This is a genomic window from Actinoplanes sp. NPDC023714 (assembly GCF_040639855.1).
Lineage (GTDB): Bacteria > Actinomycetota > Actinomycetes > Mycobacteriales > Micromonosporaceae > Actinoplanes.
This window is the reverse complement of sequence record NZ_JBFAAR010000010.1, coordinates 107,600-132,655: the sequence shown is the minus strand read 5'-3', so window position 1 is coordinate 132,655 and position 25,056 is coordinate 107,600. Positions and strand designations below refer to the sequence as shown.

Here is a 25,056-nt window from a genome sequence, read left to right as displayed (position 1 = left end):
CCCTACAGAGGGTGACCCCCGGAGGCCACACTCGACGGGTGACCATCGAGCGGACCGAGATGTGCTCCCAGGAGCCCGGCGAGGTGTACCAGCTGATCGCCCGCCGCTACGTCGACCACCGGTCGCGCATCCTCGGCCGGCCGGACGACTTCACGTTCCGGTCGGCGTCGGCGTACGCCGGGGGGATGACCGTCGACCACATCGGCTGGGAAGCCACCATGGCGATCAACGCGGACCCGTTCGACTCCGTCCTGATCGTCAGCGTGCTCGACGGCCGCTTCGACGTGACCTCGGGCCGGGACAACCGGCGCGCCGAGCAGGGCGAGGCGCTGATGTACCTGCCCGGCGTCCCGCCCGACGTGGTCATGGACCGGATGACGTACCGGGTCGCGCAGTTCCCGCTGTCCCTGGCCGAGCGTGTCGCGGACCGGCTCGGCGTCAAGGCCGGCGACTTCCGGTTCGAGCGGATGACCCCGGTCTCGCCCGCCATGAACCGGCGCTGGATGGCGACGATGACGTACCTGACCAGGCTCTTCTCCGGACCCGAACCGGCGGTCACGCATCCGCTCGTGCTCACCGCGGCGCTCGAGACGGCCGCCGCGGCGGCGGTCGCGGTCTTCCCGAACACGACGATGACGCTCGACTACATCGCCGGCCCCGGCCACGCCGGGACGGCCTCGCTGCGCCGGGCGATCGCCTACATCGACGCCCACGCGGCCGAGCCGATCCGCCCCGAGCAGATCGCGGCGGCCGCCGGCCTGTCGGTGCGGGGCCTGCAGGAGGCGTTCCGCCGGCACCACGACACGACGCCGGGGGCCTACCTGCGCCGGGTGCGGATGGAACGCGCCCATCAGGAACTGCTGGCCGCCGGCCCGGCGGACGGCGAGACGGTCGCCGCCATCGCCCGCCGGTGGGGCTTCGCCGCCACCCGGGGGTTCGCCGCGGAGTACCGGCGGACGTTCGGGCGGCCGCCGCGATGACCGCAACCGGTTAGCACCGCCGAGGGACCCCGGGGCGCTCCCGCCGTCCCGGAATCTTCCTGTCATGCCCGGCCGCCATGGGCCGGACAGAACAGGGGAGATCTACAGTGCGCCGCGCCAAGCTGCCGAAGTCCTTGACAGCCTTGACCGCCGTCCTCGCCGGTACGACCGCTGTGCTGGCCCCGTCCGCGGCTTCGGCCGCCGACGCCGACCTGGCCATCGCGGCCGCCGACGACAGCTACATCTCCAGCTCCCGGCCCTCCGCCGCGTTCGGCGCGGAGGACAAGCTCGCGGCCGGCAAGCTCGGCAACGACCGCAAGACCGTTTTCCTGAAGTTCACCGTCCCGGCCGGCACCGAGGTGAAGAAGGCGCGACTGTTCCTGCGCCCGCTCTCCACGCCGGCCGGCCGGCTCACCGTCGCGCGCGTCCTGGACAACTCGTGGACCGAGGGGAAGCTGACCGCCGGCGCCGCGCCGAAGATCGGCCTGCCGGTGGCCGGGGTGAACCCGCTCGCGGCCGACACCCGGATCGGCTTCGACCTGAGCGCCGAGGTGTACGGGCCGGGCACCTACTCGTTCGCGGTGACCTCGTCGCTGACCAGTGACGTCATCCGGTTCCAGTCGGCGGAGAACAAGGCCGGCGGCGGCCCGCAGCTGATCGTCACGACCGCGGCGGCCACGCCGCCCGCCGTCACCCCGCCCGCCGTCACCCCGCCTCCGGTGGCGACCGGTGACTACTCGAAGTGCGTCACCGGCGCGAAGCTGGTGCCGAGCTGCGGCGTGCTGTGGGGTGGCGCGGCCGGCGGCTTCACCAGCAACCCCCGCGACGCCGAGCACAAGACCTGGGAGAAGCTGAGCGGCCGCACCGCGACGATCTTCCACACCTACCACAAGGGCGACGAGGCCTTCCCGACCAAGGCCGAGATCGCGATGACCGGCGACGCGGCGAACCCGCGGGTCCTGCTGCTGAACTGGAAGATCGCCTACGGCTCGACCTGGGCCGGAGTCGCCGCCGGTGAGCAGGACAAGAGGATCGACGCGTTCGCCACGCGAGCGAAGGCGTACGGAAAGAAGTTCTTCCTGGTCCTGCACCACGAGCCGGAGAACGACGTGGTCGCCAAGGCCGGTTCCGGCTGGGAGGCGAAGGACTACGCGGCGATGTACCGGCACACCATCGAGCGGCTGCGGGCCAAGGGCGTGACCAACGTCGTCAACGTGCTGGCCTACATGGGCAACGAGAAGTGGCTGGCGCAGTCGTGGTGGAAGGACCTGTACCCGGGCGACGACGTGGTCGACTGGATCGGCCTCGACTCGTACGTGTCGGTGGAGAAGGGCTACTACCACTACGGCGACTTCGGTGACCTGCTCGACCGCAAGCCGACCGGCGGCGGCACCGGGTTCTACGACTGGGCCGTCACGAAGCACGCCGGCAAGCCGATCATGGTGGCCGAGTGGGGCGCCTACCACCGCATCGGCAAGAACACCGACAAGTCCGCCGTCTACAACGACGTGCTGCCGGAGCTGCTGAAGCGGCCCGCCATCAAGGCGATCGTGCACTTCGACACGAAGGCCGACGACGAGGGCGACCGGGACATCAGCATCGGCAGCACCCCGGCCGGCCTGGCCTCGTTCAAGAAGCTGGCCGCCAGCCCGATCTTCAACGTTCGTCTTTCCTGACCTGGTTTCGGACAGTGGCGCCCGGCATGAGCCGGGCGCCACCTCTCGTTGTCAGCCGTTCTTGTTGACCAGCGTCGGATTGGTCAGCAGGAACTCGGCGACCTGGTCCTTCTTGACCGCCTCGAAGAAGCCGTCGGCGAGGGCCGGGTCGGTGAACTGCTCGCCGAGGTACTTGTTCGTCCCCGGCTCGAACTTGCCGCCACCCGGGATCTTGATGGTCGCCATGTCGTCGACGTTGAGGCCCTTGAGCGCCACGGCCCACTCGATCGGGCTGTTGCCGCCACCGGCGAACGTCAGCGACTCGCCCGCCGCGTCCAGGATCTTCGTCATCTTCGGCACGTTGGTGATGACGTCGGCGCTCATCGCCTCCTTCGCCATGGCCTTGATGAACTGCTGCTGGTGCCGCTGCCGGTCGTAGTCGGTCATCTTCGGACCGCCCTTGAACTCGTAACGCTGGCGTACGTAGTCGAGCGCCTGCCACGGCTCGAGGCGGACCGGCTTGCTGCTCTTCTTGTAGTAGGCCTGCGGACCGGTGTACGGATGCGGGCAGTCGCTGCGGACCGGGCAGCGCGCCAGCCGGGGGCGCTGCTTGCCCTCCGGCGTCAGGTGCTCCGACTTCACGTCCATGTCGATCACCATGGAGACGCCGCCGAGCGCCTCGACGATGTTCTTGAAGCCGCCGAAGTTGATGATCGCGGCGGCGTCGAACTCCTTGATCCCGGTGTAGTTGGTGATCGTCTTCGAGAGCACCTTGAACCCGTTCACCACGTCGATCTTGCCGTTCACCTGGCTGCCCAGCGCCATCGCGGCATTGATCTTGTTGTGGTGCGCCCTGACGCCGGACTTCTCGTCGGCCGCGATCTCGACGTACGAGTCCCGGGGGATCGAGAACAGGTACGCCGTGCTCATGTCCTTCGGGATGTGCGCGATCAGGATCGAGTCGGACAGCGGCGGGGTCGTCGGCTTCCGCGGGTCGATGCCGACCAGCAGGATCGTCAGCGGACCCTTGATGTCCTTCTTGCCGGCGTTCGCCGCGCCGGTCTCGAGCAGCGCGTCGTTGGTGATGCCTCCGGTGTACTTGGAGATCAACGCCTGCCCGCCGACGAGCGTGCCACCGCTGATGACCATCAGCCCCGCGCCGAACCCGGCACAGAGCTTCGCCCACAGCGGCGCACCGACTTTTGCGGACTTACCGAACAAGCTGAACTCCAACCCCGTGCTCCGGCATCGACCACGCATGATCCCACGTCCGGGCAAACGCGCAAGAGCCGGTTCGGTGTCGGTACGCGCAGCGATTACGCCATCGGCGGGCCGTGATCAAGAGTCGCCGGATCGGCCGATTGCGGCAGGCCCGCTATCGCCAGGAGGTCGCCGGCGGGCATGCCGAGCGCCCGCGCCAGATCGAGCACGCGGTCCGGGGGCGGGACCGCGCGGCCCGCCCTCAGCTTCGCGACGGTGGACTGGGCCAGGCCGCAGCGGCGGGCCATCTCCGCGCGCGAGATCCCGCGCCGGTCCATCAGCGCGCTGAAGATCGAACCGAAACGGATGCGGATCGTCGTGCCGGATCGGCGGCCCGATCAGCGCGTCGCCGGCCCGCACCTCGAACCGGTCGATCCGCGGCCCGGCGTCCCGCGAGCCCGCCACCCGGGCGAAGACGGACAGCGGCAGCGTCTCCGCCGGACCCCGGGCGATCACCCCGTCGATCGTCACGGTGTGCAGCCACTCCTCGATGCGCCGGGGCCGGACCCCGTCGATCCCGGTGATCCGCCAGGAGCCGTCCCACCACGGCCATCGCCCGATCCGCTCGTGCAGCAGATCCACGAGGTCGCCGCGATCGCCGGAGCCCAGCAGCGCGTCGAACCGGGCCGGAGTCAGCTCGTCGTCCATTCGCGACAGCCTATTAGGGTGCGGGCATGGGTGTCCGTGCCGTGGTCTTCGACGTCGGCGGTGTGCTGGCTCTGGTGGAGCCGATGGATTTCGACGCCCGGTGGGAGCGGGACCTCGGGCTCGAGGCCGGCACGATCGGCGCGCTGCTGGCGGACGTGTGGGAGGCCGGGGCCGTCGGCGCGGTGACCGAGGACGAGGTGCACGCGGCCGTGGGGGAGCGGCTCGGGCTGGCGCCGGCGCGGGTGGACGCGGTCATGGCCGACATGTGGCGGCAGTACCTGGGGCGGGCCAACACCGAGCTGATCGCGTTCGTGCGGGGGCTGCGGCCGGCGTACCGGACCGGGATCCTGAGCAACAGCTTCGTCGGTGCCCGGGAGCGGGAACAGGAGCGCTACGGCTTCGGGGACCTCGTCGACGAGGTGATCTACTCGCACGAGGCCGGGATGAACAAGCCCGATCCCCGGTTGTGGGAGCTGGCCTGCCGGCGGATGGCGGTGGCGCCCGCGGAGATGGTGTTCGTCGACAACGCGCCGCACCTGGTGGCGAGCGCCCGGGCGTTCGGGATGCACGCCGTGCTGTTCGAGGACAGCGCGCAGGTCATCCGGGAGGTCGGGGCTCTGCTGGGGTGACCCGGCGGCACCATCGAGGCGCGCGGCACGAGCTGGGATGTGGGGACGTGGATCCGTCGACGGCCACGCCGGCCTGGCACGGCCGGCTCCTGATGCAGCCGCCGATGATGCGCGGCGAGGACGTGCGGCACTGGCAGCAGCAGATGGCGAACCGCGGCCGGCGGCTCACCGCGGACGGCGTCTACGGCCCGGAGTCGGAGGCCGCCTGCCGCGCCTTCCAGCAGGACAACGGCCTGCGGGTGGACGGCATCGTCGGCGGCGCCACCTGGAAGGGCGCGTGGGCCGCGCCGGTGCTGACCTACCCCGGGCAGCGAGGCTAGCGGGCTGTCAGGGCTTCGAGCAGCTCCAGCAGCTGGGTGCGTTGCTCGGGTCGCAGCTTTTCCAGAGCGGGGGCGAGGGTACGCCGGACGTCGTCGTACACCCGCTGCGCGAACTCCCGGCCGGCCGGGGTCATGAAGACGTCGACGACCCGGCCGTCCTCCGGGCTGCGCTCGCGGGCCAGCAGCCCCCGGCGCTCGGCGCGGTCGATCAGCCCGGACATCGTGGACTTCTCCAGGCCGAGGTACGCGGCCAGCTCGGTCACCCGCAGCCGCCGGTCGCGCAGGATGCCGAGCACCCGCAGCTGGGTGAGCGACAGGTCGTTCTCGGCGCCGATGCGGGTGAGCGCGCCGGTCACCTCGAACGTGCAGCGGACCAGGGCGTCGACAAGCGGGTTGGCGGCGGTCATGTCGCGATCGTACTTGACATGGTTGGGATTACGAACCATCCTCAAAGTAGTTGGTATTACGAACTACCTGCCGAGGAGATCCCATGCGTGCCGCCGTCCTCTCCGCGTTCGACGCCCCGCCCGTCTACCGCGACCACCCCGAACCGGTCGCGTCCGGCGACGACGAGATGGTGGTGCGGGTTCTCGCCGCCGGCCTGCACCACCTGACCCGGTCGAAGGCGAACGGCGCGCACTACAGCAGCGGTAGCGCCCTGCCGCTGGTGCCCGGCGTTGATGCGGTGGTGCGCGACGAGGCCGGCCAGCTCCGCTACGCCGCCCTCGACGACACCCGGCTCGGCACCTTCGCCGAGCGCACCGTCATCGACGTGCGCCGCAGCGTGCTGCTCCCGGACGGCGCCGACCCGGTCCGTATCGCCGCCGCCATGAACCCGGCCATGTCCTCCTGGGTGGCCCTGCGCCGCCGCATCGCCTTCCACCCCGGCCGGCGGGTGCTGGTGATCGGCGCGACCGGCAACGCCGGCCGGATGGCCGTGCAGATCGCCAGACTCCTCGGCGCCGCCCAGGTCATCGCCGCCGGCCGCGACGAGTCCCGCCTGGCCGCCCTGCCCGCTCTCGGCGCCGATCTCACCTGCACGCTCGACGACATCGCCTGCGCCGCCGACGTCGACGTCGTCCTCGACTACGTGTGGGGCGACTTCAGCGCCGCCGCGATGCTCCCCATGCTCACCGCCCGCGCCGACCGCACAGCCCCGCTGACCTGGGTCCAGATCGGCTCGATGGCCGGCCCCACCGCCCCCGTCCCGTCCGCGGCCCTCCGTTCCGCCCGCCTCCAGATCGTCGGCAGCGGCATCGGCTCGGTCCCGGCCCGCGACTTCCTCGCCGAACTGCCCTCCCTGGCCGAAACGATCGAATCGGGCGCCATCGACGTGCGGCCGCGGCCGATCCCGCTCGCCGAGGTGGCCGAGGCCTGGACCGCCACCACCACCGACCGCATCGTCCTGCTGCCGTAGTCAGGCACTCCCCGAAGCGCCGCCCTGGTCGAACAGCGCATCGGACAGTGCTGTTGACCCAGCGGTCTGGCTCAAGCCCGCGCCGACGGGCGTCAGCAGACCCGCTGTCACGGGTCGCCCACATGGGGGCAGGCACCCTTCGAATCGGCGACTTCGTATCCGAGGGCGGTCGCCTCGCCGATGTCCGCACCGGCGCTATGAAAGGCGCCGTAGCGCTTGTTCGAGAAGGGCGGCACCCTCGTCCCAGCCGGCGGTGTCGCACTTCCCATGGTTCCTGGGCCGGGGCAGGGCGCGCGGCCCGTCCGGGGGTCGCATCCTCCACGTTGATTGCGGCTCCGCGGGCCATCAACGCGTCGCAGAGGCATCGGAGTAGCTGTCCATGTGCGCACGGTAACTCCGACCTTCGACAAGACGTCCGGCTGCGACGGTCCTGCGACGGTGCTTCCGGCGTACCCGGAAAAGGCGGCCACCGGCAGAAAGCCGGCGGCCGCACGCGGGTTCGACTGATCAGTTGATGCGGCGGCGGTCGCCGAGACCGTCGTCGAGCGGGATGTCCGCGGCCGCCTTCAGGGTGGACGGCGCCGTCGTGACGCCCGCCCAGCGGCGCAGCATGGCGGTGGCCGCCGCCGCGTCGTCCGGGTTGAGGCGGGCGATGTTGGCGCCGTGGTTCGCGCCCGGGGCGACGTAGAGGGCGGAGTCGCGCTTGCTCGGCTTGAAGCGCTCGGCGCCCCACGGGTCGTTCTCGCCGTAGATGAAGAGCATCCGCTGCGAGGCCGTCTTCACCCAGAGATCAACATCGATCATGGGTACGGGGTTGTGCCGGCGCCGCAGTTCCTCCGGCAGCGACGAGTTGGCGGTGTAGAGACCCGGGTACTTGCGCAGGCCCTTGAGGTGCTCGAAGCGCAGGCTCGGCCAGCCCAGCTGCGAGGCGGCCTGGTAGTAGTACGGCCAGTAGTACTCGAGCGCCTGATCGGTGTAGAAGCTCCAGCCGGCGACCGTGTCGATCCAGGTCCAGATCTCGTCGTCGGTCGCGGTCGCGGCCTGCGGGACGGTCGCGCAGTCGGCGGCGAGGCTGTACTGCCAGAACGCCCACACCGAGTCGAGCACGGTCATCTCGAACGAGCGGTCCGCGGTGCCGATCGTCTCGCTGAACGTCCAGCCGTTCTCGGCGGCGGTCTGCTCCAGTCGGGGCACCAGCGTGTCCCGCCGGCGCAGCGCCTCGGCCTGCACGTTGTCGAGGGTGGTGCGGCATTCGGCGGTGCCGACCGTGTCGAAGAACCTGTCGTAGGCCCGGTCCTCCGGGTTGATCACGTCGTTCGGCGCGACGTAGGCGACGACGCCGTCGACGTCGTTCGGGTAGAAGCGGCGGTGGTAGACCGAGGTCATGCCGCCCTTGCTGCCGCCGGTCTGGATCCAGTTCGTGTCGTAGATCGACTTGAACGCGGTCACGATCCGGTGCTCGTCGGTCGCCTCCTGCCAGATGTTCAGGTCCGACCAGTCGGCGTCGGCCGGCCGCGACGGCGTGAAGAACCGGTGCTCGACCGAGATCTGGTTGGCCGTGAGCAGGGCCGTCGGCTCGGTCTGGGTCGGCCGGGGCGCGGCGGCCAGGCCGTACCCGTTGGTGAAGAGCACGACCGGGGACGTCTCCGACCGGTGCAGCAGGGTGAGGCGCTGCTCGTAGGTGCCCGCCTTGGGGTGGCGGTGGTCGGCCGGCTGGCGGTACGTCATCACGAAGAACCGGTAGCCGGTGCCCTGGGTCTCCGAGGTGATGGTGAGCCCGGGGATGGCCGTCAGCTGATCCAGCAGAGGGTCATCGGCGGCGTGGGCGGCGGTGGCGGGGGTGAGGGCCACCAGGATGGTCATGAGGGTAGCCACGATGCGTTGTCTCACGCCGGACACCATATCGATGGATCGATGGTTTTCTCATCCCCCGCGGACGGTCCGCGACGAGCTGCCGGGACGCCAGCATGGGTGGATGGATCACGCCTATCCGGTCGTCGTTCAGGATCGTGGACGCGTCCTCTTCGCCCAGACGATGGGCTACGTCGCGGCGACGACGGCGCTGTTCGCCCTCGGCGCCTACATCGGCCGCGACCTGCCTCCCGGCGTCGCCTTCCTGGCCTACCTCGCGTCGTTCGCCGCCCTGATCGCGATGCAGTTCACCGTCCGCAGGTCGACGCAGACGACGGTGGCGCTGCTGCTCCTCTTCGGCCTGCTCATCGGCGTCGCGACCGCGCCGACGCTGGTGTACTACGCCAGCACCGATCCGCAGGCCCTCTGGCAGGCGGGGGCTGCCACGGCGCTCTTCGTCGCCGGTTTCGGAGCAGCGGGGTACGCCACCCGACGCGATCTCTCGGCGCTGGCCCGCATCTGCTTCTGGGCATTGCTGGCCCTCATCGTGTTCGGCATCGTACTGATCTTCGTGAACATCCCGGGCGGCGCGCTGATCTATTCGGTGCTGGGCCTGGTCATCTTCGCCGGCTTCATCATGGTCGACTTCCAGCGCCTGCGCCGGAACACCGACATCGAGGTGGCGCCGTTGCTGGCCGCCTCCATCTTCCTCGACGTCCTCAACGTCTTCCTCTTCTTCCTGCGCATCTTCCGGGGCGGCAACCGGTAGCGGCCGGCGCCGCTGTCGTCGGCGGCGGCGGTCGTGCAGGATGGATCCATGGACGGTCCTGGATTCCATGTCGACATCGAGTCGCTGGAGCAGGCCGGCGACGGCATTGCGCGCAGCGTCGATGATCAGGAGAAACACCGGCTCAAGGAGGTCTGCGCCGGGCCGGAGGCCTACGGGGACGTCAGCATCCATCGGGCGATGCAGCACTTCTGCGACCGGTGGAACGACGGGCTCGATCTTCTGGTGGAGGACGCGAAGAAGGTCAGCGACGTCCTCGGGCGAGCAGCGGCGGCCTACCGAGCCGTCGACAACGCCAACGCGGCAAGCCTCCGCGGTGATCCGGGAACGCAGGTCACCGATGGCTGAACTCGGCGAGACACGAAGTGCGGCAGAGCTCGTTCCGGGCAACCCCGCCACGATCCGTGCAAACGTCCTTGCACTTCGAGCCCGCGCGGCCGCCGCCGAGTCGGCGGGCGACGGCTTGATCGACATCGACACCGGCGCCTGGGTCGGCAAGTCCGGGGACACTTTCCGCGAGAAGTTCAGCTATGAACCCGGCAGGTGGTTCGACGCGGCCGGTTCGCTGCAGACGGCGGCTGACGCGTTGTCGACGTACGCGGACGTGCTGGAGTGGGCGCAGAACCAGGCCGGAGAGGCGATCCGTCTCTGGGACGAAGCCGAGGGCCGCACCGCTGCGCGGGAGGTCCTCGACTACGCGCGGGAGCAGGTCAGCGATGCTGCCGGCCGAGCGGCGAGCTTCCTGAACGACGAGGCGGCCGCGGCACCCGAGAAGTCATCCTGGCTCGACGAGACGGGAGACTTCCTCGAGGACGTCGGCGCCGACGTGGTAAACACCCTGGCCTCGATGGGCAACGCGGTGATCCACCACCCGGGCGAGGTCGCAACGGCGGCAGCCGGCATCGGGCTGATGCTCCTGAGCTCCGGAGGAGAGGGCCTCGGCGTGGCACTCACCGGAACCGGCGCGGGCGCGGTCGCCGGAGTGCCGCTCAGCGTGGGTTGAAGGAGCACCTCACCGAGAAGGATCTCGACGGCGCACGGCGTGAGCTCGGCGGCGAAGTGGTGGCCCGTAAACCGACCGGCGAGCCGTGGGATCATGTGGACGAGGTTCGTAACGCGCAGCGAGGCCTGATCAACCGGATCAAGCAGTTGAAGCGTGAGGTCGGCGACGCCCGGTTGTCCGAGGAGCAGCGCTCGGCCGCGCAGGAGGAGCTGGGCGAAGCGAGCCGGTTGCTGGATCACTCCGAGCAGTTCGTACCGCGAGTCACCAGCTGAGAGGGAGATGCCATGACCGACGTCCGGGAGCAGTCCCTCGAAGAGGTCGAAGGCGACGCCTGGGGGGATCCGCCGGCCGACGCCACCACGCTCGTCGCCACGGTCTACCAACTGCGCCGCAAGCCGATCGGCTCGCTCGAGGTCGAAGACCTCCGGGTCCTGCTCGGCCAGCGGGAAGGCGTCCCGGTCCTGGTGCCGCGGGCGCTCGACATCCTCGAGCGCGACCCGCTGGCCGAGGGCGACTACTACCCGGGCGACTTGCTGAACGCCGTCCTCAACCGCGTCCCGGGGGAATACTGGGCCGCCCATCCCGGCGAGTCGGCGCGCCTGCGCGGCCTGGTCGACACCATTGAGCTGGACGACGTCGACGATGACGAGCTCCGGGCCGGCATCGCCGCTCTCCGTGAACCCGGTGCGCTCTGAGACCGCCCGGGTTTAGGGAATCGCTGAGTGGTGAACAGATGCGGCATGAGTCGGGGTCTACGTGCGGCCGCGGCGGCCGCCGGTGCAGCGGTCGCGGCGGTGGCGGTCCGGGATCTTCTGCAGCGCGATCACGCGCTGCTGCGGAACTTCCCGGTGCTCGGGCACGGGCGCTACCTGATCGAGGCGATCGGGCCGGAGCTGCGGCAGTACGTCGTGGCCGGCAACAACGAGGAGCGGCCGTTCACCCGGGATCAGCGGCGGTGGGTGTACGCGTCGGCGAAGAAGGAGAACAACTACTTCGGATTCGGCACGGACAACGACATCGAGTACACCGCCGGCTACCCGATCATCAAGCACAGGACGTTCGGCCGGGCGGTGCCGCGATCTCACCCGCACGCCGGGTATGAGGCGTATCTGCCGTGTGCGAAAACGCTCGGTGCTGCCCGCGTACGGAAAAGGGCTTTTCGTCCTGAATCGGTTGTCAACATCTCCGGGATGAGCTTCGGCTCGCTGTCCGGCGCGGCGATCGAGGCGCTGAATCGGGGCGCGAAGATCGCCGGGTGCCTGCAGAACACCGGCGAGGGCGCGCTCTCGCCCTACCATCGCAACGGCGGCGACCTGATCTTCCAGATCGGCACCTCATACTTCGGCTGCCGGGACGAAAGCGGACGATTCAACCTAGACCGGCTTAAGGACAATATCGCGAAAAATCCGGTTAAGGCGATCGAGATCAAACTCAGTCAGGGCGCCAAACCGAGCCTCGGCGGCCTGCTCCCCGGCGCGAAGGTGTCGAAGGAGATCGCCGAGACGCGGGGCATCCCCGAGGGCGTGGACTGTGTGAGCCCCTCGCGGCACGCCGAGTTCGACGACACCGACAGCCTGCTCGACTGGGTGGAGATGCTCGCCGACGAGACCGGGCTGCCGGTCGGGATCAAGTCGGCGGTCGGCGACCTCGGCTTCTGGGACGAGCTGACCACCCTGATGGCGACGACCGGGCGGGGCGTCGACTTCGTGACGATCGACGGCGGTGAGGGCGGCACCGGGGCGGCGCCGCTGATCTTCACGGACACCGTCTCGCTGCCGTTCCAGGTCGGCTTCGCGCGGGTCTACAGGATGTTCGCGGAGCGCGGCCTGCACGAGAAGGTGGTCTTCATCGGCGCCGGCAAGCTGGGCCTGCCGGACAACGCGATCGTGGCGTTCGCACTCGGTTGTGACATGGTCAATGTCGGTCGTGAGGCGATGCTCGCGATCGGCTGCATCCAGGCGCAGAAGTGCCACACCGACACCTGCCCGACCGGCGTCGCCACCCAGAACAGGTGGCTGACGAGGGGCCTCGACCCGGCGTTGAAGTCGGTGCGTGCCGCCAACTACATCAAGACCCTGCGGCGTGACCTGCTCAAGGTGGCCGAGGCGTGCGGCGTCGAGCACCCGGGTCTCATCGACACCGGTTCCGTCGAGATCCTCGATGGGCGCACCGCTTCGAGAAGCCTGGAGCATGTGTACGAATATCAGCCGGGCTGGGGGCTGCCGTCCCGCGAGGATCAGGCCGCCATCATCGAGATCATGACGGCGGCCGAACCGCAGGGTGGCAGCGCGCCGCCGTCCGAGGACTCGTTCGCTAGTGAGCCGGCTGCTGCGCCCCGATGACCGACAGGAGTTGCAGCTTCTCGTAGCTCTCGGAGCCCGGAACCGCCGTGTAGACGAGCAGCGAGTGGCCCTCGTCCGGGTCGAGCAGCGCCTGGCAGGTGAGCTCCAGGTCGCCGACCTGCGGGTGGACGTAGCGTTTGACGTGGCGGTACCGCACGCCGATCTCCTGCTCGTCCCAGACCGCGCGGAACTCGGCGCTGCCGTCGAGCAGCAGGCGTTGCAGGTGGGCGGCCCACGACTTCGGGCCGCGCAGGGTGACGACGCTGCGCAGCCCGGAGGCGAAGACGCGGGAGTGCAGCGCGTGGTCGTCCGGGTGGTAGATCCGGCGGACGTCCGGGTCGGTGAACCAGCGGTACCCGATGCTGCGGGCCGGCCCGGTGTACCGGGTCAGGTCCCCGGTGAGCGCCACTCCGAGCGGCGTCTGCCGCAGCGTCTCGCCGAGCTCCGTGGTGATCTCGGCGGGGGTGTCGGCGAGCCGGTCGAAGATCCGCAGCAGGCCGGGGCTGATGTGCTCGCCGACCGCGCCGCGGACCGGCGGGTGGTGGCCGGCCAGCCGGAACAGGTGGTCGCGCTCGTCGTGCGACAGGTGCAGGCCCTGCGCGATCGAGGCGATCATCTGCTCGGACGGGTGCGGCCCGCGCTCGCGTTCGAGGCGGCTGTAGTAGTCGGCCGAGATGTGGCAGAGGGTGGCGACCTCTTCGCGGCGCAGCCCGGAGGTGCGCCGGCGCTGCCCGCGGGGGAGGCCGACGTCCTCGGGTTGCAGGGACTCGCGGCGGCGGCGCAGGAACGCGGCGAGCCCGGCTCGATCGATCATCACGGGTTCGGTTCTATCACCGCCGGCCGCTCGTAGCCTGGGATCGTCAGGCCGTGGATGCGCTCCGCTCTTTGATCGAGTCTGGTCGGCATGGACATCACTCTTCCCGACCTGTCGGGCAAGCTCGCCGTCGTGACCGGTGCCAGCGACGGCGTCGGGCTGGTCATCGCGAGCCGGCTGGCCGAGGCCGGCGCCGAGGTCGTCATGCCGGTCCGCAACCGGGCCAAGGGCGCCGCCGCGATCGCCCGGATGCCGTCGGCGGCGGCCACGCTGGCCGACCTCGACCTGTCGTCGCTCGCGTCGGTGGCGGCGTTCGCGGCCACCCTGGACCGGCCGATCGACTACCTGATCCTCAACGCCGGGGTGATGACGCCGCCCGAGCGGCAGACCACCGAGGACGGGTTCGAGCTGCAGTTCGGCACCAACCACCTGGGCCACTTCGCGCTGGTCATGCACCTGATGCCGCTGCTGCGGGCCGGTCGCGCCCGGGTGGTCTCGCAGATCAGCATCGCCGCGAACTCGAACGCGATCAACTGGGACGACCTGAACTGGGAGAAGTCGTACAACGGGCAGCGCGCCTACAGCCAGTCGAAGATCGCCTTCGGGCTGTTCGGGTTGGAGCTCTCCCGGCGCAGTCGTGCTTCGCAGTGGGGGATCACGAGCAACCTCGCGCACCCCGGCATCGCCCCGACCAGTCTCCTCGCCGCACGTCCTGAGTTGGGCCGAGCCAGTGACACTCTCGGCGTACGCATGATCCGCGCTCTTTCGAAGAGGGGCATCCTCGCCGGCACGCCGTCGTCGGCTGCGCTGCCGGCCCTGCTCGCGGCGACGGCGCCGGCGGATGGCCTCTTCTATGGGCCGAGTGGTCTGGGGCATTTGTCGGGTCCGCCGGCGGAGCAGAAGTTGTACTCGCGGTTGCGCAGCCTGGCCGACGCCGAGCGGATCTGGGAGGTCTCCAGTTCCATTCTTTCAAGATCAAATTCTTGAGAATCAGTGTACGGGGGACCGCAGCCTCGGACTGGGGTCCGTCGTTCTCGGACCTCGGTCCTAGAACCTGGGTCTGAGGTGGTTTCGGGAAGTCCCGCCCATGGTCCGATGTGCCGGCGCCCGGATCGCGGGACCGTTGCGGGCATGCCGGTTCTTCGCGGATTCGTCACACCCGACCATCGTGATCGCACCATCGACGCCCTGCGCGCCGTGGCGATCGTCGGGGTGGTGCTCGGGCACTGGCTCGTGTCGGCGGTGGTCACCGACCCGTCCTGGCATGGCGAGAGCCCGCTCTCCCACGAGCCGGCGCTGATCCCGGCGACCTGGCTCCTCCAGACGCTGGCCCCGTTCTTCTTCGCCGGCGGCTATGCGGCGGCGCGCGGCCTGCGCCGCCGGAGACCGGCGACCTGGCTCACCGCGCGCCTGTCCCGCCTGGCCCGTCCCCTCCTGGCGTTCGCCGCGGTGTGGTCGCTGATCATGCTCGTGCTGTGGGCGGTGGGCGTGCCGGCGACCACCCGCCACGTGGTGTGGTCCCTGGTGACCCACCCGCTGTGGTTCCTGGGCGTCTACCTCCTCCTGACCGCGCTCACGCCACCGCTGCGCGCCGCCGTCCTCCGCTGGGGCGCCTGGCCGGCGCTGCCGCTCGTGGCGGTCGTCGCCCTCAGCGACGCCTCGTCCTCATCCTCGGCGGCCCTGCCGTCTTGGCTGGCCCTGCCTTCTTGGCCGGCCGGGCCGGAGCTGCTGGCCGCGGTGGCCGTGCCGGCGGGGTGGGCCGTGCCCTACCTGCTGGGTGTCGCCCTAGCCGACGGCCTGCTCCCACGCCGCGCCGGTGCCGTCCTGCTGCCCCTCGGCGTGGTGGCGTGCGCCGGGTTGGTCCTGCTCGCCGACTACCCTGCCTCGGCCGTCGGCGTGCCGGGGGACGGCCGGTCCAACCTCGCCCCGCCGTCGCTGTTCGCGGTCGGGCTCGGGCTTGCGCAGATCGGCGCGTTCCTGCTGGCCAGGCCGTGGCTGGGCCGGGTGCTGCGCAGGCCGGCGCTGTGGATACCGGTGGTGCTGCTCAATCTCGGGGCGATGACCGTGTACTGCTGGCACCAGACCGCACTGCTCGCCGTCACCTCCGCCGGGCGGGCGTTCGGCACGCTGCCCGGCCTGCACGACGCGCCGGTCGGCGACTGGGCCCTGAGCCGGCTCATGTGGCTCCCGGCATTCGCGCTGGTCCTGGCCATCCTCGGTGTGATCTTCTACCGCTGCGAGAGGACGGGGGCGGGACGAGAGCGGGAGACGGCGGATGCGATTCGAGCAGCTGGAATACCTGATGGCGGTGATCGAGCACGGGTCGCTGCGCCGGGCGGGGGAGCAGCTGCACGTGTCGCAGTCGGCGCTCAGCGAGGCGATCAGCTCACTGGAGCGGGAGCTGGGCGTACCCCTGCTCGAACGGCACCGGGCCGGCGCGCGGGTGAGCCGTGAGGGCCGCGACCTGGTGCCGATCGTCGCCGAGATCCTCGGGGGAGTGGCCCATCTCAAGGCGGCGAGCGACCGGGCCCGGGCCAGCCGGACGATCCGCGTCGGCACCGTCAACGCCGGCACGTCGGCACTGCTCATCCCGGCCGTGCGCGAGTTCGGCGCCGGCCACCCGAGCACCACCGTCGACGTGGCGACGATGCTCCAGGCGGAGATCGAGGAGAGCCTGCTCGAAGGCCGCCTCGACGTCGGGCTGATCAACGCCTTCCCCGGCGACGACATCCCGGCCGGCCTGGAACGGACGGTCCTGCTCCACGGCCGGCCCGCGGTCTGCTGCCGAGCCGACGACCCGCTGGCGGCCCAGACCGCGATCAGCGTCGACGACCTGCGGACGCGGCCGTTCGTGGCGATGCGGCCCGGCTACCTGATGCACCGCCTGGCGCAGCGGCTGTTCGGCGACGCGCCGCCGCCCGAGACGTTCTCCACCGACGGCGCCGAGATGGGCAAGTCGCTGGTGGCGAGCGGCGTGGGTCCGACGATCCTGCCCGACTACAGCATCCTGGGCGATCCGCTGCACACCGCCGGCGTCATCACCGCCCGCCCCCTCGCCGGCGACGTACCACCCGTCATCATGCTGATGCTCCGCCGCCGCCACGATCGGGTGCCCGCCGCAATCCTCGACTTCGAGCGCACGATCACCGAACTCGCCCGCGCCGACCGATCGAACACCTAGGCTCGCCTTATCATGGTCTTTCCGTCTGGCGAGTGCTGGCGTCTCCCCTCTTTCTTGTATTTCTCTTCGAGCGCCTGCGCACCTCAGCAAAATGGTGCTGCGTATGGACTTAGCGTACTGAGTTAAGCAGTGGATATGGTGGCTAACGGAATTAGCGAAGAGTGTTCGACGGTCGCTGGGCGCATGAATAGAAGGCCGCAGGCATGGGCTTAGCCTGGAGGGCGGCGGCGACGTGTGCCAGTGTTGATCTCTATGGAGTGAGCATGCGCCTAATGTTAAGGCCTGCAGTCAGTGAATGCTGACAGATCAACGACAATCTATATATGATTCAGCCCGGCCTCTGGGCATATGTCTCATTGGGATGGCACCCTATGTGGGGATGCGATTCCTGCTGAGTTTTGCCGCCACTATCGAGCTGTCCGAAGCAAGCTTGATGGCCACCGCGCGAATGGTTTGGAGGTAGATGATGCTAAATCGGGAGAATCTCGATTCGTTCAAAGCTGCATTGTCGGCTGCATTGCGAACGACGAATCAGGCTGACGATGCTTTGAGCAACAGGTTCGTTGAGCTTCGCCCGGGTACGGTCGCTACGTTGCAGTCGGCAGTCAATCATCTTGTCACCGGACGCCGTGGTGTCGGCAAATCAACGACGTTAGCTGTCTTGCAGCGGCGCGCGGAAGAGCAGGGTGCCCGTGTAATCTTCGTGGATGTAGAAACGCACAAATCTCGGTCTTACCCTGACGTGCTGATTGAGATAATTATGGACATCCTTTCGGAGATTCGACCGAGAGGCTGGTGGCGTCCTCCTGAATGGAAATTGCGCCGAGCTGTCAAAGAGCTGCACTCCGTTCTTTCTGCGCTTAGGGACGCAGGAAGTGAGGTAGTCGAGAATGTCGAGAATAGCCAATCGAGATCGAATGACGTAAGGGTGCGACTGGGAGGCGGAGTTGCGAAGCGTTTCGCCAAGCTCAGTGCCACGACGGCGAGTTCATGGTCCGCCCGGACCAAAACCTCACAGACATCGTCGCAGACCCGCAAGAAGGAAGATTTCTTGCGAGACCTTGCGCCGGCCATATCCCACGTTTTAGAGGTCGCTGCAAGCCTCAACGGACGCAAGTCACTGCTCGTGGTACTCGACGACTTCTATTTTATTGCAAAAGAAAAACAGCCCCTTGTTCTAGATCATCTTCACGGTATCACCAAGCGAAGTGATGTTTGGCTCAAGATCGGCAGTGTTCACTCCAGAACCCAGTCTTTCGCCGATGGGGATCCTCCGCTGGGCATGCAGCCGCCCCATGATCTGCAGCACCTGTCGCTTGATGTCGGATTAGCGGACTTTGCGACTGCCCAAACGTTCCTGGAAGAAGTTGCGAACGGAGTTCTAACGCCTGCAGGTTTCAAGGTCAGGGAAGTGCTGACGCAAACTGCCCGGGAAAGGGCTGTTTTGATTGCAGGTGGTGCTGTTACGCGCGACTACTTTGATCTCCTTATTGCGGCGGCTGATGCGGGTTGGGAAGAGGCGCAGAGGAGTGACGATCCAAGTGCATCATTCTCGATCGGAGCAGAGAATGTGCAGGCCGCAGCGGGACTGCGCTTGCAGCGTAAGCAAACTGATCTCCGAAATGATGCGGGTCGGGATTCGCCAAAGCTGGAAGCAAGATTCGACGATCTTGTTCGATTCGTGCGAGACCGTGATACTTTCTTCTTTCTCGTGCGTCGAGAGCAGCTTGACACCGACTGGGGACGAGAAATAACTGAGCTCGAGGACTTACGGTTCGTGCACCGCATCATGACTACCCGGCCGAATACTGCCACCTGGCGTGGGATTGACACCGTGGTCTTCATGGTCGACTTCGCAGCTCTGGTTGTGAAACGGATGCGGAAGGCTCCGGTTGAGTTTTGGAAGCCTGGAAAATCCGACGAGTTGAGGCGCGCTGAATGGGTTTACCAACCTAATTGGGTGCCGGTGGTGGGGCGATCGAGAAAGCTGGACAAGGGCTCGTGATTCAAGTCGCCGGCAGTTCGGACCTGCGCTTTCGCGCATTGGCGAAAGCGTGACTCAGCGGCGGACGGCGGACAGCTAGAGTGGTACCCCCAGCCGGTCCAGGAGCTGCCTGCGCAGGCCTCCGAAGCCCGGGTCGTCCTGGTGGCGCGGCCTCGGTGACGTCACCGGGATCTCCTCGGCGATGCGGCCGCCGTCCAGGACCAGCGCCCGGTCGGCGAGGAGGAGGGCCTCGTCGACGTCGTGGGTGACGAGGAGGGCGGCGAAACCGTGGCGCCGGCGCAGCCGTTCGAGGAGTTGCTGCATGCGGAGCCGGGTGAGGGCGTCGAGGGCGCCGAACGGCTCGTCGAGGAGCAGCAGGGACGGCTCGCGGACCAGGGCGCGCGCCACCGCGACGCGCTGGGCCTGGCCGCCGGAGAGTTCGGCCGGCCAGGCGTCGCCGCGGTCACCGAGGCCCACCTCGGCCAGGGCGGCGAGGGCGCGGCCGCGGACGTCCGGGCCGGTCAGGCCGAGCGCGACGTTGTCGGCGACCCGCTTCCAGGGCAGCAGCCGGTGCTCCTGGAAGACCACGCCGAAGTGCGGGGGCACCTCGATCACCCCGGTGGCGTCCGGGTCGAGGCCGGCGACGGCGCGGAGCAACGTACTCTTGCCGGAGCCCGAGCCACCCAGAAGCGCAACCACTTCGCCCGGCCCGACCGTCAGGTCGGCGCCGTCGAGGACGACGGTGTCGCCGAATGCGCGAGAGAGCCCGGTGACCCTCAGGTCGCTTGCAGACCGCGTCGCCACGCCAGTGTCCTCCGTTCCGCGATACGAATCAGGGTGTCCGAGAGCAATCCGAGGACGGCATAGACGAGCAGCCCGAAAACGACCACATCGGTCTGGGCGAACTCGCGCGCCTCCATCATCAGGAAGCCGATGCCGGTCTGCGCGTTGACCTGCTCGCCGACGACGAGGCTCAGCCAGCCGGCGCCGATCGCGAGGCGCAGGCCGAGGAAGAGCGACGGCAGCGCGCCGGGCAGCACCACGTGCCGAAGCCGCTGCCACTGGTTGAGTCCGCACGTCCTGGCGGCCTCGACGAGCCGCTGATCGATGTCCCGGATACCGGCATAAGTGTTGAAATAGAGGGGGAAGAAGCTCCCGAGCGCCACCAGGCTGATCTTCAGTTCCTCACCGATGCCGACCCAGATGATCAAAAGCGGTACCAGGCCCAGGTGAGGCAACATCCGAGCCATCTGTACGGGTGGATCGATCGCGTTGTCGCCGACCCGCAGGAGAGCGGCCGCACTCGCCAGCACGATCGCGAGCGTCCCGCCGATGGCCAGGCCGATCAGGGCGCGGGTCAGCGAGTCGAGCAGGTGCGTGGTGAGCTCGCCGTCGGCCGCGAGCCGCCAGCCGGTCCGCGCGACCAGGCTCGGCGCGGGCACCTTGTCCTCCGGCAGCAGGCCGGTGCGCGACCCGGCCTCCCAGACGATCAGCAGGAGGAGCGGGCTGACCAGGCGATGCCAGCGTGGTGCCCTTCTCGGTTGCCGCGCCGGTTTGCGGAGAAGGGGCGGCGTAGCGAGCGTCGCCGTCACAGGAACGCCTCGTTGAACGTCTCGTCGACGCGGCTCCTGATGTCGACCCGGCCCGGGATGAGCTCGAGCTTCGTGAACCCGTCGGAGATCGTCTGCAGCTCGTCGCCGATCGCCGGCGTGATCGGCGCGAGCGGCTTGGCGCTGCGGGCCAGCGCCCGCGTCGCGGTCACCTCGTCGATCTTCAGCTCGGGCGCGAGGATCTTCGCGCGCTCGTCCGGGTGGGCGATGCCCCAGTCGGTGGTGGCGCGGTACCTGCCGAGGAAGTCGCTGATCAACTGGGCTTTTCCGGTCACCGCGTCGGGGGTCGCGAGGATGTACTCACGGTTGTTCGCGAGGCCCGTCGCGTCGGCGAGGACCCGCACGCCGGGCTGTTCGGCGAGGGCGAAATACGGGTCCCAGATGATCCACGCGTCGACCTGATCCGCATCGAAGGCGGGCCTGCCCTCGGCCGGCTTCAGGTACTTCACGTTGATGTCGGTGATCCGCAGATTCGCCTGTTCCAGCAGCTTGACGAGCAGCCAGTTGACGTTGGAGCCCTTGTTCAGGGCGACGGTCTTCCCCTTGAGGTCGGCGAACGTGGTGAATCCCTTCGCCTCCTTCACGAGGACGGCCTCGCCCTGCGGGACCGGCTCACTCGTACCGATGATCTTGAAATTGATCTTGCCGGCGGCCGCGAAAATGGGCGGCGCCTCACCGGTCTGGCCGATATCGATCGCCCCGGCCTTGAGCGCCTCGGTCAACGCGGGTCCGCTTTCGAACAGTGACCACTCGGCATCCGGCGCGTCGCCGCGGACCTTGGCGAGGCTCAGGCCGCCGAAGCGCTGGTAGCCGATGCGCAGCTTGCCGGTCGCGCTCGTCTCGTCGCCTCCGCCGCCACAACCGGCCAGGAGGGCGGCACCGAGCGTTCCGAAGATGAGCTTGCGGCGATTTGTCTGCATTTAAAGACCTTTTTTCTTGTACGGGGACAAGCTGCCGAAACCGGACCGATGGAACACCAGTGGTCCACCGGCCTCGTCGCCGGCGTGGTCGACCGCGTGGAGGCGCAGCAGCACGATGGTGTGGTCGCCGGCCTCGACCTCGCGGTAGATCGTGCAGTCGAACCGGGCCAGGCCGTCGTCGACGGTGATCGCGCCGGCGTCGGTGACCTGCGTCTTGACGCCGTCGAAGCGGTGCTCGACCGGGCCGGCCAGCCGGCGGCAGACGGCGCCGTGGTGCGCGGCCAGGACCGTGACGCCGAGATGGTCGGCGCGGCGCAGGTCGGGCCAGGTCTTCGAGGTGTTCGCGATGGACACCGACACCAGCGGCGGGTCCAGGCTGACCGAGGTGAACGAGCTGGCGGCGAGTCCCGTCTTCCGGCCGTCGACGGTGGCCGCGACCGCGACGACGCCGCTCGGGAAGACGCCGAACGCCTGCCGCAGCCGGACCGGGTCGAGATCCTGGTTGGTGATCACTTCGTTGCCGCGCTCGTGGTGTCGGTTCTTCCTGCTGTCGCGAACGGCACTCGCGCGTTGCCGGTGCGGCGGCGGGGGCGCTCGTCCTTCCAGAGGCCGCGCTCGGCGAGGATCGGCAGGACGCCCTCGCCGAACCAGTACGCGCCCTCGAGGTGCGGGTAGGCCGAGAGCACGAACTCCTCGATCCCGAGCGCCGCGTATTCGGCGATCCGGTCGGCGACCTGCTCGTGGCTGCCGACGAGCGCGGTGCCGGCGCCGCCGCGCACCAGCCCCACCCCGGCCCAGACGTTCGGGTAGATCTCCAGCCCGTCGGTCGACCCGTTGTGCAGGGCGAGCATCCGCTTCTGCCCCTCGGACTCGCTGAGCCGCAGCCCGCTCTGCACCGTGTCGATCGTCTCCGGGGAGATCCCGGCGAGCAGCCGGTCCGCCTCGGCCCACGCCTCCTCGGCCGTGTCCCGGGTGATCGTGTGCATCCGGATCCCGAACCGGATGCTGTCGGCGCGACCGTGCTCGGCGGCCAGCTCCCGGATCCAGGCGATCTTCTTGGCCACGGCGTCCGGCGGCTCGCCCCAGGTCAGGTAGACGTCGGCGTGCTTCGCGGCGACCAGCCCGGCGGCCGGCGACGACCCGCCGAAGTAGATGTCCGGGATGGGGTCCGGGATCTGCCCGAGCGACGCCGCGTCGACCGACAGGTGCTCGCCGTGGAAGTCGACGGTCTCGCCGGCCCAGAGTCGCCGGACGATCTCCAGGAACTCGTCGCACCGCCGGTACCGGGCGTCCTTGTCCAGGTAGTCGCCGTACATCCGCTGCTCGTGACCCTCCCCGCCGGTCACGACGTTGAGCAGCAGCCGGCCGTCCGACATGTTCTGGAACGTCCCGGCCATCTGGGCCGCGAGGAACGGCGACACGACCCCCGGCCGGAACGCGACCAGGAACTTCAGCCGATCCGTGGTCTGACTCAGCATCGCGGTGCTCAGCCAGGCGTCCTCACACCACGCCCCGGTCGGCGTGAGCGCGGCCGCGAACCCGTTGTCCTCGGCCGCCCGGGCCACCTGCGTCAGGTAGGCGACGTCGGCCGGTCGCCCCGAACTCCCCGGAGCCAGCCCATGCCCACCCCCGACGACATGCCGCCCGTCACCGCCGTTGGTGGGCAGAAACCAGTGGAACCGCAGCGACATGACGACCCTCTCCCCGAGCATTAACCGCAATGCCTATAGGTTCGCTAGATTTTAGGGCGACCGCAACCCTCACGGCGAACGGCCATGCCGAACCCCCATTCGGCCCACCCGATCACCAACGGCCAGAAGGCTTCCCCCGATCGCAGCGGCCCAGCGCGGCGGCTCAGCACGGCGGCTCAGCACGGCGGCCCAGCGGGATGGCCATGCCCCTACTCGGCCTCGCAGACGGACCGAACGAGGTGGCGATCGCCCGATGGGAAGGCACCAGTGACTCAGCGGCCCTGGTCAGCGCGGGCGAGTTCGGTGATCGTGCGCTCGAACTCGAACGGCGATCCAACGAGGTCGGTAGATCTCCGCTCGAAGGCTGCGCTGGACGTGTACGCCGTACCGGCAAGCGCGAAGTCCCGGGCGCACGCACCCTGTCGAGATCTTGGACGATCGACCACCGATTTCGGTGGTCACGCGTTCAAGATCCAGGACCGCGATGACGCCATGGCCATCAGATTGCGGACCTGTTCGCAGACCACGTGACTTCTGGTGGTCCACCCGCCCGGGATCGGCCGGCTCGTGCTGGACACCCGCATTGATCTGTCAAGGTGTACGGCTCCGGCGGGCCTTGCCTGAAGGCGACCTGAGAACGAGCCTTCGGCGTCACCGAGCGAGGTGAAGCGCGGCTGCGAGAGAGTGCGGGGCCGGCTGGTGGATGCCGGCCTCGCCGTGAGTCCTCAGGCCGCCGGATCCAGATCCAGGGCGTACGAGTCGCCGCGGGGGTGGAAGCCCAGCTTCTCGTAGTAGGGCGACCTCATCCCGGGCGGCGTGAGGACGGTGCGGCAGCCGCGGTCGGCGAAGTAGCGGCTCTGCCGGAAGACGAACTCGCCCGGGGTGAAGTCGCGGTATCGCTGCGTCACGTAGTCGAGGACGACCTGCGCGACCCCGTCGCCGGCCGTGCGGAAGAGGACCACGCCGACCACCTCGTCGCCGTTGACGATCAGGAAGGCGGCCAGGCCGTCCTCCCAGGCGAAGCCCGGGTTGAAGCGCATGATGTCGTCGTGGTGCAGGCGCAGCGTGTGCGCCAGGAACTCGTCGTCGCTGCGGACCTCGACCACCTGGTACGTCGCCGCGTCGTGCCGGGTCGCCAGCATCCGCCACAGGTAGTAGATGTTGATGGCGGCCAGGACGACGTTGAGGCCGACCATCGGCCACACCGCGATGGCCGCGTTGAAGACGATGAGGATGAGGCAGCCGGCCAGGTTCAGGGCGCGCAGCCGGAGGACCCGGCTCTGGAGCAGGGACCAGACGAGCAGGGCGGACCCGGCCCATCCGATGAGGTCGTGGGTTGTCACCCGGTCACTGTCTCATGATCCGGACAGGTGACCCGCAGCTCGGTGTCGCCGAACGGGGCGTCGACGAAGTTGCAGTGGTGCGGCCGGCCGGTCTCCGCGGGGTGCGCGTCCGGCACGAAGAAGCGGCAGGTCACGCACATCTGGGAGACCGGGATGGCCTTACGGTCCTGCAGTTCGCGCATCAGTGTCACGGTGCCGCGCATCATCGCCGCGAAGTCGTCCGGCGACAGGGCCGCCACGGCGCCGCCGAGGTTCTCCGACACGACGTCGAGCCGGGCCGCCTCCTCGGCCCCGGCCGGGGAGAGCGTCAGCAGCACGACCCGGGCGTCGCCGGGGTCACGGACCGCGTCCAGGAGTTCCTTCTTGCGCAGCACCTTCACGGCGTCCGAGACGGTCGGGGGTGTGGAGGCGAGCGCGGCCACGATGTCGCCCTGCCGCAGCGGGGCGCGTTCGGCGGCGAGCAGCGTGACGATGTCGGCCTGCAGCGGCGAGAGGTTGTGCGGGCCGGCGTTGCGCCACGCCTCCATCCGTACGGCCTGACCGAGCCGGGCGAGACCGGCGAGCAGCTGGGTGACGGGCGGGGGGCCGGGGACCTCTTCTTCCATGCCCCCATATTAGTTG

26 protein-coding genes and 1 pseudogene are annotated in these 25,056 nt (G+C 69.0%); 15 read left to right on the top strand and 12 right to left on the bottom strand.

Annotation, left to right across the window (positions count from 1 at the left end; translation table 11 throughout):
- Positions 1–38 precede the first annotated feature (38 nt).
- Together AB0G10_RS34275 and AB0G10_RS34270 are read left to right on the top strand one after the other, a co-directional pair.
- Positions 39–980, top strand: a complete 942-nt coding sequence (locus AB0G10_RS34275) for an AraC family transcriptional regulator (RefSeq protein WP_360931397.1) — start codon at positions 39–41, stop codon at positions 978–980.
- A 134-nt stretch (positions 981–1,114) separates the two neighbouring features.
- Entirely contained in the window at positions 1,115–2,656 is a 1,542-nt protein-coding gene (locus AB0G10_RS34270) for a DNRLRE domain-containing protein (protein WP_360931394.1), read from the top strand.
- 51 nt (positions 2,657–2,707) lie between these two features.
- Here AB0G10_RS34270 and AB0G10_RS34265 read toward each other — a convergent pair whose 3' ends face one another.
- Entirely contained in the window at positions 2,708–3,784 is a 1,077-nt protein-coding gene (locus tag AB0G10_RS34265) for an LCP family protein (RefSeq protein WP_360931925.1), read from the bottom strand.
- 167 nt (positions 3,785–3,951) lie between these two features.
- Positions 3,952–4,143 (bottom strand): helix-turn-helix transcriptional regulator, encoded by a 192-nt coding sequence (locus tag AB0G10_RS34260; protein ID WP_360931923.1) that lies wholly within the window; start codon positions 4,141–4,143, stop codon positions 3,952–3,954.
- Between the two features lie 426 nt (positions 4,144–4,569).
- Between AB0G10_RS34260 and AB0G10_RS34255 the strand changes: the two genes are divergently transcribed.
- Together AB0G10_RS34255 and AB0G10_RS34250 are read left to right on the top strand one after the other, a co-directional pair.
- Positions 4,570–5,172: an HAD family phosphatase gene (locus AB0G10_RS34255; RefSeq protein WP_360931391.1), complete on the top strand. Its 603-nt coding sequence runs from the start codon at positions 4,570–4,572 to the stop codon at positions 5,170–5,172.
- A gap of 47 nt (positions 5,173–5,219) precedes the next feature.
- Positions 5,220–5,492: a peptidoglycan-binding domain-containing protein gene (locus AB0G10_RS34250; RefSeq protein WP_360931388.1), complete on the top strand. Its 273-nt coding sequence runs from the start codon at positions 5,220–5,222 to the stop codon at positions 5,490–5,492.
- Here the strand turns inward: AB0G10_RS34250 and AB0G10_RS34245 are convergent.
- Positions 5,489–5,899: a MarR family transcriptional regulator gene (locus AB0G10_RS34245; protein ID WP_360931385.1), complete on the bottom strand. Its 411-nt coding sequence runs from the start codon at positions 5,897–5,899 to the stop codon at positions 5,489–5,491. The genes AB0G10_RS34250 and AB0G10_RS34245 overlap by 4 nt on opposite strands.
- Positions 5,900–5,982: 83 nt before the next feature.
- Here AB0G10_RS34245 and AB0G10_RS34240 point away from each other — a divergent pair, with 83 nt between their 5' ends.
- Positions 5,983–6,909, top strand: a complete 927-nt coding sequence (locus tag AB0G10_RS34240; RefSeq protein ID WP_360931382.1) for a zinc-binding alcohol dehydrogenase family protein — start codon at positions 5,983–5,985, stop codon at positions 6,907–6,909.
- A 507-nt stretch (positions 6,910–7,416) separates the two neighbouring features.
- Here the strand turns inward: AB0G10_RS34240 and AB0G10_RS34235 are convergent.
- Positions 7,417–8,799, bottom strand: a complete 1,383-nt coding sequence (locus AB0G10_RS34235) for a S28 family serine protease (protein ID WP_360931379.1) — start codon at positions 8,797–8,799, stop codon at positions 7,417–7,419.
- Between the two features lie 85 nt (positions 8,800–8,884).
- Between AB0G10_RS34235 and AB0G10_RS34230 the strand changes: the two genes are divergently transcribed.
- Genes AB0G10_RS34230 through AB0G10_RS34205 form a run of 6 tightly spaced genes read left to right on the top strand, consistent with a single transcriptional unit; the run spans position 8,885 to position 12,892 of the window.
- A complete protein-coding gene (locus AB0G10_RS34230) occupies positions 8,885–9,529 on the top strand; it encodes a Bax inhibitor-1 family protein (RefSeq protein ID WP_360931376.1) in 645 nt (214 codons plus the stop codon).
- A gap of 48 nt (positions 9,530–9,577) precedes the next feature.
- Positions 9,578–9,895, top strand: coding sequence for a hypothetical protein (locus AB0G10_RS34225; protein WP_360931373.1), 318 nt, complete (start codon positions 9,578–9,580; stop codon positions 9,893–9,895).
- The gene (locus AB0G10_RS34220; RefSeq protein WP_360931369.1) at positions 9,888–10,550 is read left to right on the top strand and encodes a putative T7SS-secreted protein; all 663 of its coding nucleotides are present in this window, start codon (positions 9,888–9,890) and stop codon (positions 10,548–10,550) included. Before AB0G10_RS34225 ends, AB0G10_RS34220 begins: the two co-directional genes overlap by 8 nt.
- On the top strand, positions 10,547–10,822 hold the full coding sequence (locus AB0G10_RS34215; RefSeq protein WP_360931366.1) for a polymorphic toxin type 28 domain-containing protein: 276 nt from the start codon (positions 10,547–10,549) through the stop codon (positions 10,820–10,822). Before AB0G10_RS34220 ends, AB0G10_RS34215 begins: the two co-directional genes overlap by 4 nt.
- Positions 10,823–10,834: 12 nt before the next feature.
- The gene (locus AB0G10_RS34210; RefSeq protein ID WP_360931363.1) at positions 10,835–11,245 is read left to right on the top strand and encodes a contact-dependent growth inhibition system immunity protein; all 411 of its coding nucleotides are present in this window, start codon (positions 10,835–10,837) and stop codon (positions 11,243–11,245) included.
- Between the two features lie 45 nt (positions 11,246–11,290).
- Positions 11,291–12,892 (top strand): FMN-binding glutamate synthase family protein, encoded by a 1,602-nt coding sequence (locus AB0G10_RS34205; protein ID WP_360931360.1) that lies wholly within the window; start codon positions 11,291–11,293, stop codon positions 12,890–12,892.
- On the opposite strand, the gene AB0G10_RS34200 is transcribed toward AB0G10_RS34205, so the two are convergent.
- Complete coding sequence (locus tag AB0G10_RS34200; RefSeq protein WP_360931920.1) at positions 12,864–13,703, bottom strand: helix-turn-helix transcriptional regulator; 840 nt, start codon at positions 13,701–13,703, stop codon at positions 12,864–12,866. The genes AB0G10_RS34205 and AB0G10_RS34200 overlap by 29 nt on opposite strands.
- A 93-nt stretch (positions 13,704–13,796) precedes the next feature.
- Here AB0G10_RS34200 and AB0G10_RS34195 point away from each other — a divergent pair, with 93 nt between their 5' ends.
- From AB0G10_RS34195 to AB0G10_RS34180, 4 genes and pseudogenes are all read left to right on the top strand, one after another.
- A complete protein-coding gene (locus tag AB0G10_RS34195; protein ID WP_360931357.1) occupies positions 13,797–14,693 on the top strand; it encodes an SDR family oxidoreductase in 897 nt (298 codons plus the stop codon).
- A 108-nt stretch (positions 14,694–14,801) separates the two neighbouring features.
- Positions 14,802–15,911, top strand: a pseudogene (locus AB0G10_RS34190) (acyltransferase); the annotation flags it as partial.
- 70 nt (positions 15,912–15,981) lie between these two features.
- Complete coding sequence (locus AB0G10_RS34185) at positions 15,982–16,887, top strand: LysR family transcriptional regulator (RefSeq protein ID WP_360931354.1); 906 nt, start codon at positions 15,982–15,984, stop codon at positions 16,885–16,887.
- Between the two features lie 463 nt (positions 16,888–17,350).
- Positions 17,351–18,892 (top strand): hypothetical protein, encoded by a 1,542-nt coding sequence (locus AB0G10_RS34180; protein WP_360931351.1) that lies wholly within the window; start codon positions 17,351–17,353, stop codon positions 18,890–18,892.
- A gap of 75 nt (positions 18,893–18,967) precedes the next feature.
- Here AB0G10_RS34180 and AB0G10_RS34175 read toward each other — a convergent pair whose 3' ends face one another.
- The 7 genes from AB0G10_RS34175 to AB0G10_RS34145 form a co-directional block, all read right to left on the bottom strand.
- Complete coding sequence (locus AB0G10_RS34175; protein WP_360931348.1) at positions 18,968–19,675, bottom strand: ABC transporter ATP-binding protein; 708 nt, start codon at positions 19,673–19,675, stop codon at positions 18,968–18,970.
- Complete coding sequence (locus AB0G10_RS34170) at positions 19,648–20,463, bottom strand: ABC transporter permease (protein ID WP_360931345.1); 816 nt, start codon at positions 20,461–20,463, stop codon at positions 19,648–19,650. The genes AB0G10_RS34175 and AB0G10_RS34170 overlap by 28 nt, the downstream gene beginning before the upstream one ends.
- Complete coding sequence (locus AB0G10_RS34165; protein WP_360931342.1) at positions 20,460–21,401, bottom strand: aliphatic sulfonate ABC transporter substrate-binding protein; 942 nt, start codon at positions 21,399–21,401, stop codon at positions 20,460–20,462. The genes AB0G10_RS34170 and AB0G10_RS34165 overlap by 4 nt, the downstream gene beginning before the upstream one ends.
- Positions 21,402–21,914: a flavin reductase family protein gene (locus AB0G10_RS34160; protein WP_360931339.1), complete on the bottom strand. Its 513-nt coding sequence runs from the start codon at positions 21,912–21,914 to the stop codon at positions 21,402–21,404. It lies immediately after the preceding gene.
- Complete coding sequence (locus AB0G10_RS34155) at positions 21,911–23,092, bottom strand: LLM class flavin-dependent oxidoreductase (RefSeq protein ID WP_360931337.1); 1,182 nt, start codon at positions 23,090–23,092, stop codon at positions 21,911–21,913. Before AB0G10_RS34155 ends, AB0G10_RS34160 begins: the two co-directional genes overlap by 4 nt.
- Before the next feature lie 725 nt (positions 23,093–23,817).
- Positions 23,818–24,435, bottom strand: coding sequence for a hypothetical protein (locus AB0G10_RS34150; protein ID WP_360931334.1), 618 nt, complete (start codon positions 24,433–24,435; stop codon positions 23,818–23,820).
- Positions 24,432–25,040 carry a MarR family winged helix-turn-helix transcriptional regulator gene (locus AB0G10_RS34145; protein WP_360931331.1) on the bottom strand — a complete coding sequence of 203 codons (609 nt, stop codon included), beginning with the start codon at positions 25,038–25,040 and terminating at the stop codon, positions 24,432–24,434. Before AB0G10_RS34145 ends, AB0G10_RS34150 begins: the two co-directional genes overlap by 4 nt.
- Positions 25,041–25,056 lie beyond the last annotated feature (16 nt).